The sequence below is a fragment of the Pseudomonas sp. GW821-FHT03C07 genome, assembly GCF_059420925.1.
The window spans coordinates 20,231-38,339 of record NZ_JBWKUQ010000022.1 but is presented as its reverse complement, the minus strand read 5'-3'; the positions used below and the strand labels follow the sequence as shown (position 1 = coordinate 38,339).

The 18,109-nt window shown below is 62.7% G+C and carries 13 protein-coding genes; 12 read left to right on the top strand and 1 reads right to left on the bottom strand.

The annotated features are described in order from the left end of the window. Positions 1-100: 100 nt before the first annotated feature. Positions 101-1,483, bottom strand: coding sequence for an L-serine ammonia-lyase (locus AC07VG_RS28635; RefSeq protein WP_495004005.1), 1,383 nt, complete (start codon positions 1,481-1,483; stop codon positions 101-103). 441 nt (positions 1,484-1,924) lie between these two features. On the opposite strand from AC07VG_RS28635, the gene AC07VG_RS28630 reads away from it, so the two are divergent. The 12 genes from AC07VG_RS28630 to dbpA all read left to right on the top strand — a co-directional run bounded on the left by AC07VG_RS28630 (position 1,925) and on the right by dbpA (position 17,916). Then, positions 1,925-2,872 carry a choline ABC transporter substrate-binding protein gene (locus AC07VG_RS28630; protein ID WP_121135228.1) on the top strand — a complete coding sequence of 316 codons (948 nt, stop codon included), beginning with the start codon at positions 1,925-1,927 and terminating at the stop codon, positions 2,870-2,872. Between the two features lie 69 nt (positions 2,873-2,941). Further along, positions 2,942-3,787 carry a choline ABC transporter permease subunit gene (gene choW / locus AC07VG_RS28625; RefSeq protein ID WP_100942575.1) on the top strand — a complete coding sequence of 282 codons (846 nt, stop codon included), beginning with the start codon at positions 2,942-2,944 and terminating at the stop codon, positions 3,785-3,787. Then, on the top strand, positions 3,784-4,962 hold the full coding sequence (gene choV, locus AC07VG_RS28620; RefSeq protein ID WP_495004004.1) for a choline ABC transporter ATP-binding protein: 1,179 nt from the start codon (positions 3,784-3,786) through the stop codon (positions 4,960-4,962). Before choW ends, choV begins: the two co-directional genes overlap by 4 nt. A 213-nt stretch (positions 4,963-5,175) precedes the next feature. Continuing rightward, positions 5,176-5,796 carry a transcriptional regulator BetI gene (betI, locus tag AC07VG_RS28615; protein ID WP_495004003.1) on the top strand — a complete coding sequence of 207 codons (621 nt, stop codon included), beginning with the start codon at positions 5,176-5,178 and terminating at the stop codon, positions 5,794-5,796. Between the two features lie 81 nt (positions 5,797-5,877). After that, positions 5,878-7,350: a betaine-aldehyde dehydrogenase gene (gene betB, locus AC07VG_RS28610; RefSeq protein ID WP_495004002.1), complete on the top strand. Its 1,473-nt coding sequence runs from the start codon at positions 5,878-5,880 to the stop codon at positions 7,348-7,350. A gap of 183 nt (positions 7,351-7,533) precedes the next feature. Continuing rightward, on the top strand, positions 7,534-9,237 hold the full coding sequence (betA, locus tag AC07VG_RS28605) for a choline dehydrogenase (protein WP_495004001.1): 1,704 nt from the start codon (positions 7,534-7,536) through the stop codon (positions 9,235-9,237). A gap of 323 nt (positions 9,238-9,560) precedes the next feature. Further along, positions 9,561-10,256, top strand: coding sequence for an RraA family protein (locus AC07VG_RS28600; RefSeq protein WP_495004000.1), 696 nt, complete (start codon positions 9,561-9,563; stop codon positions 10,254-10,256). 269 nt (positions 10,257-10,525) lie between these two features. Further along, positions 10,526-11,968: a TldD/PmbA family protein gene (locus tag AC07VG_RS28595; protein WP_495022292.1), complete on the top strand. Its 1,443-nt coding sequence runs from the start codon at positions 10,526-10,528 to the stop codon at positions 11,966-11,968. Next, positions 11,968-13,305 carry a TldD/PmbA family protein gene (locus tag AC07VG_RS28590; RefSeq protein ID WP_495003998.1) on the top strand — a complete coding sequence of 446 codons (1,338 nt, stop codon included), beginning with the start codon at positions 11,968-11,970 and terminating at the stop codon, positions 13,303-13,305. The genes AC07VG_RS28595 and AC07VG_RS28590 overlap by 1 nt, the downstream gene beginning before the upstream one ends. Before the next feature lie 363 nt (positions 13,306-13,668). Then, entirely contained in the window at positions 13,669-14,508 is an 840-nt protein-coding gene (locus AC07VG_RS28585; RefSeq protein WP_495003997.1) for an alpha/beta fold hydrolase, read from the top strand. A gap of 306 nt (positions 14,509-14,814) precedes the next feature. Then, positions 14,815-16,245, top strand: a complete 1,431-nt coding sequence (gene mdtD, locus AC07VG_RS28580; protein ID WP_495003996.1) for a multidrug transporter subunit MdtD — start codon at positions 14,815-14,817, stop codon at positions 16,243-16,245. A 333-nt stretch (positions 16,246-16,578) separates the two neighbouring features. Continuing rightward, positions 16,579-17,916, top strand: coding sequence for an ATP-dependent RNA helicase DbpA (dbpA, locus tag AC07VG_RS28575; protein ID WP_495004038.1), 1,338 nt, complete (start codon positions 16,579-16,581; stop codon positions 17,914-17,916). The last annotated feature ends 193 nt before the right edge of the window (positions 17,917-18,109 follow it).

Here is an 18,109-nt window from a genome sequence, read left to right as displayed (position 1 = left end):
CCACAAGGTCCGAGTCGTTCGCGGATTTTGTGTACGGCGAAAAACTGTGGGAGCGGAGCTTGCCCGCGAAAAAGCCGGCACAATCACTACATTTTCCGGATCAACACTCCACCGCGCTGACCGCCAAACCGCCGCGCGAAGTCTCTTTATATTTGTCATGCATATCGGCGCCGGTATCGCGCATGGTGCGAATCACCCGGTCCAGCGAAATGAAGTGCTGGCCGTCGCCGCGCAAGGCCATCTGCGCCGCGTTGATCGCCTTGACCGCGGCAATCGCGTTACGCTCGATACACGGTACCTGCACCAGCCCACCGACCGGATCGCAGGTCAGCCCCAGGTTGTGTTCCAGGCCGATCTCCGCCGCGTTGCACAACTGCTCCGGCGTCGCCCCGAGCACCTGCGCCAAGCCCGCCGCCGCCATGGCGCAAGCCGAACCCACTTCGCCCTGGCAACCGACCTCGGCCCCCGAGATCGAGGCGTTCTTCTTGCACAGGATGCCCACCGCCGCCGCCGCGAGAAAATAGTCGACGACATTGGCGTCGGTCACCACCTCGCTGAACTTCATAAAGTAGTGCAGCACCGCCGGGATAATCCCCGCCGCGCCGTTGGTCGGCGCCGTGACCATGCGCCCACCCGCCGCGTTCTCTTCGTTGACCGCCAGGGCGAACAGGTTCACCCACTCCATGGCGCTCAAGGTCGAGCCGATGACATTGGGCTTGTTCAGTTCCTGCAGGCTGCGATGCAGCTTGGCCGCGCGCCGGCGCACATTCAGGCCGCCAGGCAAGATGCCCTCGTGCTTGAGGCCCTGCTCCACACAATCCTGCATGGCGCGCCAAAGCTTCATCAGGCCGCTGCGGATCTCGTCTTCGGCCCGCCAGACCTTTTCATTGGCCAACATCAACTCGGCAACGCTCAGGCCATGTCGCTGACACAACTCAAGCAATTGCGCGGCGCTGGAAAAATCATACGGCAGCACCGTGCGGTCCATGTCCGCCACGCCGCTTTCCGCCTGGGCCTGGTCGACGACAAAACCACCGCCCACCGAATAGTAGGTATCGCGATGCAGCTCTTTATCCTTATCTTCGCCGAAAGCAACCAGGGTCATGGCATTGGGATGGAACGCCAGGTTCTCATCGATCAGGCGCATGTCCCGCGCCCAGACAAACGGAATCGCCAGGCGGTTATCCAGCAGCAGCGTATCGGTTTCCCGCAAGGTGGCGATACGCAGGCCGATTTGCGACGGATCGATCGCGTCCGGCCACTCGCCCATCAGGCCCATGATCACCGCGTTGTCGCTGCCGTGGCCGATGCCGGTAGCCGACAGCGAACCATAGAGCTGCACTTCGACCCGCGTCACCCGTTCCAGCTCGCCGCGCTCACGCAGCCCCTGGACGAACAACGCCGCGGCACGCATGGGGCCCACGGTGTGGGAGCTGGAAGGGCCGATGCCGATCTTGAACAGGTCAAACACGCTGATTGCCATTGTTGCGAAGTCCTCTGAGTGCCTGTTCCAGACGCCTGAGCGTCCGGTGGCGGAGCTGCTACGCTCAAGGATCGCAATCCGCCGGGATAAAACATCATCAGCCTTTTGACAGCCCGCACGACGTCCCACACCGACGCACCCATGTCCAGCAACGCCAGTGTCCGCGCACAGGTAATTTCCAGCGTTTTTTTGCGGCGCAGAGGGGAAAAAAGGCCCGAAAAAAGCTGTAAACGACCTCACCGACACTGGAAGCGACCCTCCCTGTACTGGATACGACGCACCCTGTAGGCGACAGATTTAGGCTGGTACATGATCAGTCTCGACTCGATTGCAAGGCACCGGGGTAGAGCCGTCCTCGGCGCCTACAACCGCAACACAAAATAACTAAGCGCGATCGTCCAGTCGGACCACTGCCAAAAATAAACATCCAGGAGTCCACCCATGAAAGGTTCCCCGTCGTTGTTGTTGGCCGCCATGCTGAGTCTGCCAATGCTGGCCCAGGCTGCAGAGCCGGCACAGTGCAGTACCGTTAACTTCTCTGATGTCGGTTGGACCGACATCACCGCCACCACGGCAACCACCAGCGTGGTACTCGACGCTCTGGGCTACAAGACCAAGACCACCATGATTTCCGTGCCGGTGACCTACAAGTCCCTGGCCGACGGCAAGAACATGGATGTGTTCCTCGGCAACTGGATGCCAACCATGGAAAACGACATCAAGGCCTACCGTGATGCCGGCACCGTGGAAACCGTGCGCACCAACCTCAAGGGCGCCAAGTACACCCTCGCCGTCCCTCAGGCGCTGTATGACAAGGGCCTGCATGACTTCGCCGATATCGCCAAGTTCAAGAAGGAACTGGACGGCAAGATCTACGGCATCGAACCGGGTAACGATGGCAACCGCCTGATCCAGAGCATGATCGACAAGAACGCCTTCGGTCTCAAAGACGCTGGCTTCAAAGTCGTCGAGTCCAGCGAAGCCGGTATGCTCTCGCAGGTCGACCGTGCGCAGAAACGCGACACCGCCGTGGTCTTCCTGGGCTGGGCGCCGCACCCGATGAACAAGCGCTTCAAGATCGAATACCTCACCGGTGGTGACGAGTACTTCGGCCCTGACTTCGGCGCCGCGACCGTCCTGACCAACACCCGCAAGGGTTACACCCAGGAATGCAGCAACGTCGGCCAACTGCTGAAGAACCTCGAGTTCACCGTCGACATGGAAAGCTCGCTGATGGGCAACATCCTCGACGACAAGATGAAGCCTGAAGCCGCTGCCAAGGCGTGGCTGAAGAAGAACCCACAGGTGCTGACCACCTGGCTGGCGGGCGTGACCACCATTGACGGTAAACCAGGCCTGGACGCCGTGAAAGCCAAGCTCGCGCAATAACCGCCACGTCCGGGCGGGTTCGCCCGCCTGGACCGGCATTTATTTCCCCGCATGTGGACGTTCAATACCATGCTGACTGAACATAAAATCCCCCTGGGCCAGTACATCGCGGCGTTCGTCGAATGGTTGACGAAGCACGGTGCCAACTACTTCGATTTCATCGCCTCGACGCTGGAAGCGATGATCCACGGCGTGACCTTCGCGCTGGCCTGGTTCAATCCGCTGGCATTGATTGCGCTGATCGCGGCGATCGCCCACCTGATCCAGCGCAAATGGGGGCTGACCGCCTTCGTGATCGCTTCCTTCCTGCTGATCCTCAACCTGGGATACTGGCAGGAAACCATGGAAACCCTGGCCCAGGTGATGTTCGCCACCCTGGTTTGCGTGGTCATCGGCGTGCCGCTGGGCATTGTTGCCGCGCATAAGCCGATGTTCTACACCCTCATGCGTCCGGTCCTCGACCTGATGCAGACCGTACCGACCTTCGTGTACCTCATTCCAACCCTGACCCTGTTCGGTCTGGGTGTTGTCCCCGGTCTGATCTCCACGGTGGTGTTCGCGATTGCCGCGCCCATCCGCCTGACCTACCTGGGCATCCAGGATGTACCGCAAGAACTGATGGACGCCGGCAAGGCCTTCGGCTGCTCGCGCCGTCAACTGCTCGCCCGCATTGAACTGCCCCACGCCATGCCGAGCATCGCCGCCGGTGTCACCCAGTGCATCATGCTGTCGTTGTCGATGGTGGTGATCGCCGCACTGGTGGGTGCCGATGGCTTGGGCAAACCCGTGGTCAACGCACTGAACACCGCTGATATCGCCCTGGGCTTCGAAGCCGGCCTGGCGATCGTATTGCTGGCAATCATGCTCGACCGTATCTGCAAACAACCCGACGCACAGGTAAGGGGTGACGCATGAGCATCATTCGCTTCGACAAGGTAGACGTCATCTTCTCCAAGAACCCGCGAGAGGCCCTCGCGTTGTTGGACAAAGGCCTCAAGCGTGAAGAGATCCTGAAAAAGACCGGGCAGATCGTCGGCGTGGAAAACGCCAGCCTGGAAATCGAGAAAGGCGAGATCTGCGTACTGATGGGCCTGTCCGGCTCCGGCAAGTCCAGCTTGCTGCGCTGCATCAACGGTTTGAACACGGTCAGCCGTGGCCACTTGTTCGTCGAACATGAAGGTCGGCAGATCGACATCGCCAACTGCACCGACGCCGAACTGAAGATGATGCGCACCCAGCGCATCGCCATGGTGTTCCAGAAGTTCGCCCTGATGCCCTGGTTGACGGTGCGCGAGAACATCAGCTTCGGCCTGGAAATGCAGGGTCGTCCCGAGAAGGAACGCCGCCAGTTGGTGGACGAGAAGCTGCAACTGGTGGGTCTGGAGCAATGGCGTAACAAGAAGCCCGACGAACTGTCCGGCGGTATGCAACAACGCGTGGGCCTGGCCCGCGCCCTGGCGATGGACGCCGACATTCTGTTGATGGACGAACCCTTTTCGGCCCTCGATCCACTGATCCGCCAAGGCTTGCAGGATGAACTGCTCGACCTGCAACGCAAGCTGCACAAGACGATCGTGTTCGTCAGCCACGACCTGGATGAGGCCCTCAAGCTGGGCAGCCGCATCGCCATCATGAAAGACGGCCGGATCATCCAGTACAGCAAGCCCGAAGACATCGTGCTCAACCCGGCGGACGAATACGTGCGCACCTTCGTGGCCCACACCAATCCGCTCAATGTGCTCTGCGGGCGCAGCCTGATGCGCACCCTGGACAACTGCAAGCGGGTCAACGGTTCGGTGTGCATCGACCCGGGCGGCGATTCGTGGATCGACCTGGCCGAAGGCAACACCATCAAGGGTGCGCGCCAGAACGGTGCCAGCCTGAACCTGCAAAGCTGGGTGCAGGGCCAATCGGTGGAAGCCCTGGGGCGTACGCCGACACTGGTGGACTCGAACATTGGTATGCGCGATGCGCTGCAGATCCGCTACCAGACCGGCAACAAGCTGGTGCTGCACGATAACAACAAGGTGGTGGGGATTCTCGGCGACAGCGAGTTGTATCACGCGCTGCTGGGCAAGAACCTGGGTTGAGAGACCGGCAAGGACGCCGCGAGCGCATCGCGGCGTCGTTGTTTTCGGGATGCCGTTTTACCGCTGATGGCAGGCGGGAAGAAGCGCCGGGCAACGGCGATTTGTCGTAACCCTGCTTTTTTGTTAATTGAACGTTCAATCAAAACAAAATAGACTGGTCCCCATACCGGTAGCCGTTTCCTGGCCGCCAACAGGTCTGAGGAGAGGTGCACGATGCCCAAGGTCGGTATGCAACCCATACGCCGCCAGCAATTGATTGCCGCCACGTTGACGGCGGTCGATCAGGTTGGGATGGCGGATGCCAGCATTGCGCTGATCGCCCGCTTGGCCGGGGTTTCGAATGGCATCATCAGCCACTACTTTCGGGACAAGAATGGCCTGATCGCCGCCACGATGCGCTACCTGATGAATGTCCTGATCGAGAACGTCGCCGCGCGCCGCCTGGCGCTGACAGACGACAGCCCCAGGGCGCATCTACAGGTGATTATCGAAGGCAACTTCGATGCCAGCCAGGTCAATGGCCCGGCCATGAAAACCTGGTTGGCCTTCTGGGCCACCAGCATGCACCACCCGTCTTTGCACAGGTTGCAGCGGATCAACGATCACCGTCTGTATTCCAACCTGTGTTGCCAGTTCCGCCGCGTCCTGCCGTTGTCCGCGGCGCGCAGCGCGGCACGCGGACTGGCCGCGTTGATCGATGGTTTGTGGTTGCGCGGCGCGCTGTCGGGAGATGCTTTCGACACCGCGCAGGCACAACGGATCGCTTATGAATATATGGATTTCCAACTGGCAAAACAGGTGTGCATAAGCGGCCAAGAACGCTTCGGCACCTGAACGATCGCGGACTCGCGTTGCCCCGGCTACAGGGCTTCCGCTCCGAGGTCTGCCAACCCACACTGCACTTGCGAGGACACTATGGCCCGTTTCGAACTGCAAAAACTCTACATCGACGGCGGCTACAGCGACGCCAGCGGCGATGCCACTTTCGACGCCATCAACCCAGCTAATGGTGAAGTGCTAGCCACCGTGCAACGCGCGACCAAGGCAGACGTCGAGCGGGCCGTGGTCAGTGCCGAAAAAGGCCAGAAAATCTGGGCCGCGATGACCGCCATGGAGCGCTCGCGGATCCTCCGTCGCGCCGTGGATATCCTCCGTGAGCGCAACGACGAACTGGCCGCCCTGGAAACCCTGGATACCGGCAAGGCTTACTCGGAAACCCGTTATGTCGACATCGTCACCGGTGCCGACGTGCTGGAATACTACGCCGGCCTGGTGCCCGCCATCGAAGGCGAGCAGATCCCGCTGCGCAGCACTTCGTTTGTCTACACCCGTCGCGAGCCGCTGGGCGTGGTCGCCGGGATCGGCGCGTGGAACTACCCGATCCAGATCGCCTTGTGGAAATCCGCTCCGGCCCTGGCCGCCGGCAACGCGATGATCTTCAAGCCGAGCGAAGTCACCTCGCTGACCACCCTGAAACTGGCCGAGATCTATACCGCGGCCGGCGTGCCGGCCGGTGTGTTCAACGTCCTCACCGGCAGCGGCCGTGAAGTCGGCACCTGGCTGACCGAACACCCGCGTATCGAGAAAGTCTCCTTCACCGGCGGCACCGACACCGGCAAGAAAGTCATGGCCAGTGCTTCCAGCTCGTCGCTCAAGGACGTGACCATGGAACTGGGCGGCAAGTCGCCGCTGATCATTTTCGACGACGCCGACCTCGATCGCGCCGCCGACACCGCGATGATGGCCAACTTCTACAGCTCCGGCCAGGTCTGCACCAACGGCACCCGCGTGTTCGTGCCGAGCCACCTGAAAGCCGCTTTCGAAGCCAAGATCGTCGAGCGTGTGGCGCGGATTCGCATCGGTAACCCGCAAGACGAGAACACCAACTTCGGCCCGCTGGTCAGCTTCGCTCATATGGAAAGCGTGCTGGGCTACATCGCCAAGGGCAAGGAAGAAGGCGCGCGCCTGCTGTGCGGCGGCGAACGCCTGAGCGCCGGCGAATTCGCCAAGGGGGCTTTTGTCGCGCCGACCGTGTTCACCGACTGCAGCGACGACATGAGCATCGTCCGTGAAGAAATCTTCGGCCCGGTGATGAGCATCCTCAGCTACGAAACCGAAGAAGAAGTGATCCGTCGCGCCAATGACACCGACTTCGGCCTGGCCGCCGGTGTGGTGACCAAGGATCTGAACCGCGCCCACCGCGTGATTCATCAGCTCGAAGCGGGTATCTGCTGGATCAACGCCTGGGGCGAGTCCGACGCCAAGATGCCGGTCGGCGGCTACAAGCAGTCGGGTGTCGGCCGTGAGAACGGCATCAGTTCGCTGAACAACTTCACCCGGATCAAATCGGTACAGGTTGAGTTGGGCGAATACAACTCGGTGTTCTAAGACCCGAGCCTTGTATTGCCCGTGAGGCCGTCTTCGCGAGCAAGCTCGGCTCCTACAGAGTTGGGGCGTTCACATAACCGATGTGCGACGCAAACCTTGTAGGAGCCAGCTTGCTGGCGATCGAGTGCGCAGCACTCGCCCTGAGACGCCCCGCTCGACCCACTTCAACGAGGGCTGCATTTCATGTCCCAAGAATTCGATTACATCATCATCGGTGCCGGCTCCGCCGGTAATACCCTGGCCACCCGCCTGACCGAAGACGCCGGCGTCACCGTGCTGCTGCTCGAAGCCGGCGGTCCCGACTACCGCTTCGACTTCCGTACCCAGATGCCCGCCGCCCTGGCCTTCCCCCTGCAAGGCCGACGCTACAACTGGGCCTACGAAACCGACCCGGAACCGCACATGGACGGGCGTCGTATGGAATGCGGCCGCGGCAAGGGCCTCGGCGGTTCTTCGCTGATCAACGGCATGTGCTACATCCGTGGCAACGCCATGGACTACGACGGCTGGGCCAAGCTGCCAGGCCTGGAAGACTGGGCCTACCTCGACTGCCTGCCGTATTTCCGCAAGGCGGAAACCCGTGACATCGGTCCCAACGACTACCACGGTGGCGAAGGCCCGGTCAGCGTGGCCACGCCCAAAGCTGGCAACAACCCGCTGTTCCACGCCATGGTCGAAGCCGGCGTACAGGCCGGTTACCCGCGTACCGTGGACCTCAACGGTTACCAGCAGGAAGGCTTCGGTCCGATGGACCGTACCGTGACGCCCAAGGGCCGCCGCGCCAGTACCGCCCGTGGTTACCTGGACACCGCCAAGCAGCGCTCGACCCTGACCATCGTCACCCACGCCTTGACCGACAAGATTTTATTCGAAGACAAGCGTGCGGTCGGCGTGCGTTACCTGCTGGGTTCGGCCGAAGAACCGGTCGAAGTCCGCGCGCGCAAGGAAGTCCTGCTGTGCAGCGGCGCCATCGCCTCGCCGCAGATACTCCAGCGCTCCGGCGTCGGTCCGGCCAAATTGCTGCAAAGCCTGGACATCCCGGTGGTCCACGACCTGCCGGGCGTCGGTGAAAACCTCCAGGACCACCTGGAGCTGTACCTGCAATACGCCTGCACCCAGCCGGTCTCGCTGTACCCCTCGCTGCTGTGGTGGAACCAACCGGCCATCGGTGCCGAATGGCTGTTCAACGGCACCGGTATCGGCGCCAGCAACCAGTTCGAAGCCGGCGGTTTCATCCGCACCCGCCCGGAATTCGAATGGCCGAATATCCAGTACCACTTCCTGCCGGTGGCGATTAACTACAACGGCAGCAACGGTGTGAAAGAGCACGGCTTCCAGGCGCACATGGGTTCCATGCGTTCGCCGAGCCGTGGTCGGGTGCAGGCCAAGTCCAAGGACCCGCGCCAGCACCCGAGCATCCTGTTCAACTACATGGCCACCGAGCAGGACTGGCAGGAATTCCGCGACGGCATCCGCCTGACCCGGGAAATCATGCAACAGCCGGCACTGGATGTTTACCGTGGGCGCGAAATCAGCCCAGGGATCGAGGTGCAGACCGACGAGCAACTCGACCGGTTTGTCCGCGAGCACGCCGAGACCGCGTTCCACCCGTCCTGCTCGTGCAAGATGGGCAGCGACGAGATGGCGGTGGTCGACAGCCAGGGGCGCGTGCATGGCATGCAGGGCCTGCGGGTGGTCGATGCGTCGATCATGCCGATTATCACCACCGGCAACCTGAACGCGCCGACGATCATGATCGCCGAGAAAATCGCCGACAAGATCCGTGGCCGCCAACCCCTGCCGCGCAGCCAGGCCGACTACTACGTGGCCGGCGAAGCGCCGGTGCGCGGCAAGCCGCTGCGTGAAGTGAGCCGGACCGCGCAGTAACCCCCATGGAGCGACACAGATCCTTGTAGGAGCCGGCTTGCCGGCGATGAGGCCAGTCAGTCTTGCATCGACTGATCAGCCGCCATCGCCGGCAAGCCGGCTCCTACAGGTTCGTTGTCCTGCCCAAGATCTGTGCCAGACGAAAATTCCGCAAAGGAGCTCTCACGGCCGTACAAGCCTCCACCCTGCACACAACGTAAACAATCCCCACACCGCCCCGCCCTTGCTCCTCCCCCCCGCGCAGGCCTAATCTAATGGCGCGCAAACGTTTCACCCCGCCCCAATTCGACACACCGCCACATTGCTGGCCACGAGGCTTTCCCATGTTTGATGTCGTCTCTTCGAGCAAATGGCCCACCGGCTACCTGATCAATCCCAACCCCGAACCCATGGACCCCAAGTGGCTGAAGGAATTCAGCAAGATCCCGGCCGCCGCGGTCAGCGACTGCCTCGGTCGTAACGTCGGCGGCCTGGGCCTGCGACCGTTCCACGGCAACACCCCGATGCTCGGCAATGCCCTGACCGTACGTGTACGTCCGGGCGACAACCTGATGATCCTCAAGGCCATGCAGATGGCCCGTCCGGGCGACGTGCTGGTGATCGACGGCAGCGCCGACCTGACCCGCGCCGTGTTCGGCGGCATCATGCGCGCCATGGCCCTCAAGGCCGGGATCGTCGGCGTGGTGATCAACGGCGCCCTGCGTGACCTCGACGAATGGCAGACCGGCGAGCTGCCAGCCTATGCCATTGGCGGCGTGCACCGTGGCCCGAGCACCGACGGCGGTGGCGAGATCAACGTAGCGATTTCCTGTGCTGGCATGCTGGTGACCCCGGGTGACCTGATGATCGGCGACGGTGACGGCGTTGTCGCCGCCGCCCGCTCCGAACTACCGGAGTTGCTGGTGCGCTGCCACGATCTGCTGGCGCGGGAAAAAGCCACGCTGGCGGCGATCGAAGCCGGCACCCTGGACCCGGACCGCTTCGACGCGATCCTGCGCGCCAAGGGCTGTCCGCTGTAACCCCTGGCTTCGCGCCCCCCCTGTAGGAGCCAGCTTGCTGGCGATGAACGTCGCCACACCGCGATCATTCTGATGCCCCGCGTTTTCGTTGACGACCATCGCCAGCAAGCTGGCGCCTACAGTGAGTGTTGCGCGCGGGCCTTGCAGGCGTCAGCGAGTCGGTTCCAGGCTCGTGTCGTTCGCAAAGTCGCCTTTTCCTGACAGACTGGTCATTGGGGCATCCTATACGGCCCCCCTCACGGCCACCGCCATTTCCAGGGAGGTTCCCCATGTTCGACTTCCACCCCCAGCTCAAGCAGCGTTTCGCCGGCTTGCGCACAGGCGCTGAATTTTTCTCGCTGCGTTACCTGCGCGAATCTGGCCAATACCTGTCGGTACGCAAGAACGTGGCGGAACCCCCCAGCCTGCGCCTCGACGAAGGTGCGATGCTGACCGTACGAGTCAACGGTGTCGAAGCCTACGCCGCCACCAACGACCTGTCCCAGGCCGGCCTGCAAAGCGCTCTCGAACGCGCCGAAAACTACGCCCGGTTGATGGCCCCCCACGCCCTGCTCGACCTGCGCCAACAGGCCGTGTCCAGCGACCGCGCCGATTATCGCTCGCCCCAGCTCGACCAGCCCTTCCCGTCCCTGAGCGACTGCTACGCCCTGCTCGGCGCCGAATCGGCCGCGGTGCCCAAGGACGAGCGGCTGGTCAACTGGGAAGTCAGCCTCGGCCTGACCCAGGTCGAGCAGATCTACCTGAACAACGCCGGCGCCGAGCTGCGCCAGGCGCTGCGCTTCGTCTACCCGGGCCTGAGCGTCACCGCCTACGACGGCGCGGACAGCCAGACCCGCACCTTGGGCCGGGAAAACTTCGGCCAGCAAGGCGGCGCCGATGTCATCGGCCGTTCCGGGCTGATCGGTTCCGGCATACGGATCGCCGACCAGGCCCTGCAGTTGCTGCTGGCGCCCAACACCCCGCAAGGTCCGCGCGACCTGCTGCTGACCCCGGACCAGATGATCCTGCAGATCCACGAATCCATCGGTCACCCGCTGGAGCTGGACCGCATCCTCGGCGACGAACGCAATTACGCCGGCACCAGCTTCGTCAAGACCAGCGACTTCGGCAGCCTGCAATATGGTTCGGCGCTGCTCAACGTGACCTTCGATCCAACCATCGCGCAACAACTGGCCAGCTACGCTCATGACGACGATGGCACACCAGCACGCAAGGAGTTCCTGATTCGTGAGGGCCGGCTGCTGCGCCCACTGGGCGGCGCGCTGTCGCAGTTCCGCTCCGGCCTCGACGGGGTCGCCAACAGCCGCGCCTGTAGCTGGAATCGCCCGCCCATCGACCGTATGGCCAACCTCAATATCGAACCTGGCGAGCAGTCCTTCGCCCAATTGGTCGGTGGTATCGAGAAGGGCATCCTGATGTCCACCAACCGTTCCTGGTCCATCGACGACGCCCGCAACAAATTCCAGTTCGGCTGCGAGTGGGGTCAACTGATCGAGAACGGTGAGCTCAAGGGTGTGGTGAAAAACCCCAACTACCGGGCGATTTCCGCACAGTTCTGGCGCAACCTCAGCGCTGTCGGCAATGCCGAGACCTTCCAGGTGCTGGGCACGCCGAACTGCGGCAAGGGCGAGCCGAACCAGGTGATCCGGGTCGGGCATGCATCGCCCGCCTGTGTCTTCAGCAATGTCGATGTGTTTGGAGGAGATGCCTGATGAGTACTTCACTGAGTCAGGTCGAACACTTCCGCGCGCTGGTCGACGGCTTGCAGGAACAACTCCGCGCCCCGGAACGTTTCACCCTGGGATATGCCGCCGAAGCGTCGGACTTTATCCGTTTCAATCACGGCCGGGTGCGCCAGGCCGGGCAGGTGCAACAGGCCACATTGAGCTTCAAGCTGATCAACGACGGGCGCCACGCTGACTTGCAGATCACCCTCTCCGGCGAACCGGGGCCGGACCGTCAGCGCCTGGCGGACGGCCTGCAACAACTGCGCGAAATCCTTGCGCTGCTGCCGGCGGATCCGTACCTGCTGCTCAACCACAACGCCTGGCAAAGCCACAACGTGCAGAGCCACGCATTGCCGGAAACCGCCCAGGTACTGGAAGAAATCAGCCGGGCCGCGGTCGGTCTGGACCTGGTCGGGTTCTACGCCGCCGGGCCCATCAGCCGCGGCTTTGCCAGTTCCGACGGGGCTTTCGGCTGGCACCAGGCCAATAGTTTCAACTTCGACTGGAGCCTGTTCCACGAAAACGGCCAGGCGGTGAAAGCCAGTTTCGCCGGCCATGACTGGAACAGCGACAGCTTTGCCCGACGCTTCCAGCAGGCCCGTGAACAACTCGAGTTTCTCGGGCGCCCGCTGCGCACCCTGGCGCCGGGCGAATATCGCGCCTACCTGGCACCGGCGGCACTCGAAGAAGTCATGGGCATGCTCAGTTGGGGCGGTTTCTCGGCCCAGGCCATCGGTAGCAAGCACAGCCCCCTGCAGAAGCTCTACGCCGGCGAGGCCAGCTTCAGTCCCAGGGTCTGGCTCGGTGAGCAGATCAGCGGTTCGTTGAGCCCGGCGTTTTCCAGCGAAGGTTATCCGCGCGGCGATGTGTCGTTGGTCGCGGCGGGCGTGGCTGATCAACAATTGATCAACTCCCGCAGTGCCGCCGAATATGGCCTGACCACCAACGGCGCCAGCGGCGGCGAGTACCCCGGCGCCTTGCAGATGCGCGCCGGGGTGCTTGCCCAGGCCGATATCCTCAAGCAACTGGGCACCGGCTTGTACATCAGCAACCTGTGGTACCTGAACTATTCGGACCAACCGGCGGCGCGGATGACCGGCATGACCCGCTTCGCCACCTTCTGGGTGGAGAACGGCGAGATCCAGGCGCCGGTCAGCACCATGCGCTTCGATGACAGTGCCTACAGCCTGCTGGGCAGCCAGTTGGAAGCCCTGACCCAGGAGCGCGAACTGCTGCTGTCGGCCAGCACCTACGACCAGCGGCAGACCGCGTCGAACCTGCTGCCGGGGGCGCTGATCAGCAAACTGACCTTGACCCTGTAACCTCTTGCGGACACAGCAACACCCGTAGGAGCCAGCTTGCTGGCGATGAGTTCAAGAACGCCGCGTGGTTTCAGGAACCCCGCGTTATCGTTGACGACCATCGCCAGCAAGCTGGCTCCTACAAGATCCACAACAGCCAAAAAATCGCCCCCGGCGCCCTGACCGAAATACCCGCCCACCTATCCGTTCAGCCAGTTGCCCTGACGCCGCCCGGCGCGCTATACATTCCCTCTGCTTTTGTCGCACTATCAAAACGCCACCTTCGTCCAGAAACATTCAGAAAAACCAGGCTCGACCCGCGATTTCCTTACTCAACACCGCACCTCTTTCATCCCCCCCGAAAGTGCTTTGCTGGAGCTTGATATGAATCATGGAAGCTTTGTCATCAACAACCTGTACCGGCATTTCAACATCCACGTCGAGCGCATCGGCGACGATCCGCGGCGCAAGACGGTGCTGCTGGTCAATGGCGCCCTGGCCACCACCAGCTCCTTCACCCGCACCGGCAAATGCCTGGCCGAACACTTCAATGTGGTGCTGTTCGACCTGCCTTTCGCCGGGCGCTCACAACCCTACAACCCCGATCCGGGCCTGGTGACCAAGGATGACGAGGTGGAGATTCTCCTGGCCCTGGTGCGACGTTTCGAGGTCAATCACCTGGTGTCCGCCTCCTGGGGCGGCATTTCCGCCCTGCTGGCCCTGACCCGGCACCCGCCGACCATCGAAAGCTCGGTGGTGATGGCCCTGGCGCCCGACCTGAACCCGCCGATGCTGGCTTACGTGCGGCGGGTCCACGAGTTGATCGCGGTGGACGACAAATCCGCCATCGGCCATCTGCTCAACGACACCGTCGGCCACTACCTGCCGGCGCGCCTCAAGACCACCAACCACCAGCACCTGTCCTCGATGCCCAGCACCGAATACCGCCAGGCGCGCTTTCATATCGACCAGGTGCTGCAACTGGGCGACGGCAACTACCTGCGGGCACTGTCGGTGATCCAGGGCCCGGTGCATTTCATCAACGGTGCCAAGGACATCTACACCCCGGCCGAAGGGGCGCGGGTGTTTCAGCAATACATCCCCCACTGCAGCTTTAGCGTCGCCGAGGACACCGGCCATTTGCTCGACCTGGAATCTCGCCAGGCGGCCAACGCGGTGCATCAGGCATTGCTCGGTTTCCTGTTAACACCCAATGCCGGGTAACACCTCATCCTGTAGGAGCCGGCTTGCTGACGATCCAGGCGACGCGGTCTATCAGAAACACCGCGTCATCGTTCATCGCCAGCAAGCCGGCTCCCACCCAGGATGTGGGCGTACGCAAATCCTGTGTCCGACGCGATCCCCTGTAGGCGTTGGCTTGCCAGCAATGGCGCCCTCGAGAACAACGCAAGCCCATGGAATCTCTCACAGGACTTGCATCCGACAGCAACAATCAAACACGCGCCTACACCGTTCCTGACCGATCAGGCATACTGCAACTACGTAGCCAGCTAACAAATAGAGCCGCTCATGCCCGACCGTGCCCCTCTCGACGTAACGACCGCTCGCTGGCTACCGTGGGTGGTGGCCATTGCCTTCTTCATGCAGTCCCTCGACGGGACCATCCTCAACACCGCATTACCGGCCATGGCCCTGGACCTGGCGGAAAACCCCTTGCGCATGCAAGGCGTGGTGATCGCCTACATGCTTACCGTGGCTTTGCTGATCCCCGCCTCGGGCTGGATTTCCGACCGCTTCGGCACCAAGCGCATCTTCTTCAGCGCGATCCTGCTGTTCAGCATCGGCTCCCTGCTCTGTGCCCTGTCGAGTTCGCTGAACATGCTGATCGGCGCGCGGATCATCCAGGGCCTGGGCGGCTCGCTGATGTTGCCGGTCGGCCGGTTGGTGGTGCTACGCGCCTACCCACGCTCGGAGCTGGTGCGAATCATGGGCTTTATCACCATTCCCGGCCTGCTCGGTCCGTTGATCGGTCCGACCATGGGCGGCTGGATGGTGCAGTACCTGACCTGGCACTGGATCTTCCTGATCAACTTGCCGGTGGGCCTGCTCGGCTGCTACGCGGTGTGGAAGTTCATCCCGGACCTGCGCGGCAGCGAGCGCACGCGCTTCGACGGCATCGGTTTCCTGCTGTTCGGCGCCGCGATGCTGCTGATTACCATCGCCATGGAAGGCCTGGGCGAACTGCAATTGCCGCACCTGCGGGTGATGTTGCTGCTGTTCGCCGGCCTCGCCTGCCTGGCGGCGTACTGGTTGCGGGCCGGGCATATCGACAATCCGTTATTCGCCCCGTCGCTGTTCAAGACCCGGACCTTTGCCGTGGGCATCCTCGGCAACCTGTTCGCCCGCCTGGGCAGTGGCGCCCTGCCGTTCCTGGTGCCCCTGCTGCTGCAAGTGGCCCTGGGCTACTCGCCGTCCCAGGCCGGGATGAGCATGTTGCCGCTGGCGGCGGCGGCGATGTTCGCCAAGTCGATTGCCCGACCGCTGATCGAGCGCCTCGGTTATCGCATCGTGCTCACCGGCAACACCCTGGCGCTGGGCATCATGCTCGCGGTCATGGGTCTGGTCACCGAGCACACGCCTTACCCCTTGTTGCTGGTCATGCTGGCGATTGCCGGGGCGATCAACTCGCTGCAATTCACGGCGATGAACACCGTGACCTTGATCGACCTCGACGACAAGTCCGCCAGCAGCGGCAACAGCCTGCTGTCGGTGGTGGCGCAATTGTCCCTGAGCCTTGGCGTGGCGTGCGCCGGCGCCCTGCTCGGCGGCTTTACCGCCGCCGTCGGCAACGATGGGGTGGAGACGGTACTCGGCGCCTTCCAGCTGACCTTCCTCACCGTGGGCATCATGGCGATGCTGGCGGCGACGATTTTCCTCCAGCTTTCATCCCAGGATGGGCGGCGGGCCAAGGTGGTCCAGGAGCAGCATATCGAGCACTGAGTGCCAGGGATTTATTGGGTGCGCTCTGGGGCCTCTTCGCGGGCAAGCTCCACTCCCACAAGTTGCGCAGTGCCTGCAACACTTGCGCCTGGCTCCAATCTCAGTGTGGGAGCGGAGCTTGCCCGCGAAGAGGCCAGCAAAAACACCACAGTTCCAGGGTATGACCCAGCCCCTCACAATAATTGGCCTGCACTGCCAGTATTTGGCTACTTTTCGTCCAGAATTTGCGGCGCCGCCGGCCGGGACTGATACACTGCGCGACATTTTGTTTTGCAGGCCCGTCCCGTGACCACCATCGCCACCGCGTTTAACTCTTTGCCACTGTCCGCCGCCATGCTGGCTAACCTCGACTCCCTCGGTTATGCCCAGATGACGCCGATCCAGGCGCAAAGCTTGCCGGTGATCCTCAAGGGCATGGACCTGATCGCCCAGGCCAAGACCGGCAGCGGCAAGACCGCCGCCTTCGGCATCGGCCTGCTGAACCCGATCAACCCGCGCTTCTTCGGCTGCCAGGCGCTGGTGATCTGCCCCACCCGCGAACTGGCCGACCAGGTCGCCAAGGAAATCCGCCGCCTGGCCCGCGCCGAAGACAACATCAAGGTGCTGACCCTCTGCGGCGGCGTGTCCCTCGGTCCGCAGATCGCCTCCCTGGAACACGGCACCCACATCATCGTTGGCACCCCGGGGCGTATCCAACAGCACCTGCGCAAGGGCTCGCTGGTCCTGCACGGCCTCAACACCCTGGTCCTCGACGAAGCCGACCGCATGCTCGACATGGGCTTCTACGACGCCATCGAGGAAATCATTGCCCAGCTCCCGGAACGTCGGCAGACCCTGCTGTTCTCCGCCACCTACCCGGTGAGCATCAAGCAGCTGGCCGCCAAGTTCATGCGCAACCCGCAGCAGGTCAAGTCCGAGGCGATGCATGCCGACAGCCAGATCGAGCAGCGCTTCTACGAGATCTCTCCGGAAGAGCGCATGGAAGCGGTGCTCAAGGTGCTCAACCATTTCCGTCCGCAGTCCTGTGTCGCGTTCTGCTTCACCAAGCAGCAGGTCCAGGAAACCGTCGACACCCTGACCGCCAAGGGCGTGTCCGCCGTTGCGCTGCACGGCGATCTGGAACAGCGTGACCGCGACCAGGTCCTGGCGATGTTCGCCAACCGCAGTATTTCGGTGCTGGTGGCCACCGACGTGGCCGCACGCGGCCTGGATATCGATGCGCTGGACATGGTGATCAACGTCGAGCTGGCCCGTGATTCGGAGATGCATATCCACCGTGTCGGCCGTACCGGCCGGGCGGGCGAGACCGGCCTGGCGATCAGCCTGGTGGCGCCGTCCGAAAGCCTGCGCGCGCGGGCCATCGAAGAAGTGCAGAAGTCGCCGTTGAACTGGGACCAGCTCGACAACCTCAAGTCCCAGGGTGGCAGCCCGCTGCTGCCGGCCATGAGCACCCTGTGCATCAGTGGCGGACGCAAGGACAAGGTCCGCCCGGGCGACATCCTCGGAGCCCTGACCGGCGACGCCGGGATTCCCGGTGCCCAGGTCGGCAAGATCGCGATTTTTGACTTCCAGGCCTATGTGGCGGTGGAGCGCGGCGTCGCCAAGCAGGCCTTGCAGCGCCTGAACGATGGCAAGATCAAGGGCCGCTCGCTGCGCGTGCGGATTCTCTGAAACTGATCTGCATCCCGGGATCACACTGATCACTGTGGGAATGCTGCGGGTCTAGCTGATGGCGCTTTTGTGGGAGCGGAGCTTGCCCGCGAAGCTTTTGGCGGCCTCAAGGGCCTCTTCGCGGGCAAGCTCCGCTCCCACATAGGTTCAGTGCCGCGCTAAAGATCTCTGTTGTGCTTGCAAGACCGCGTTC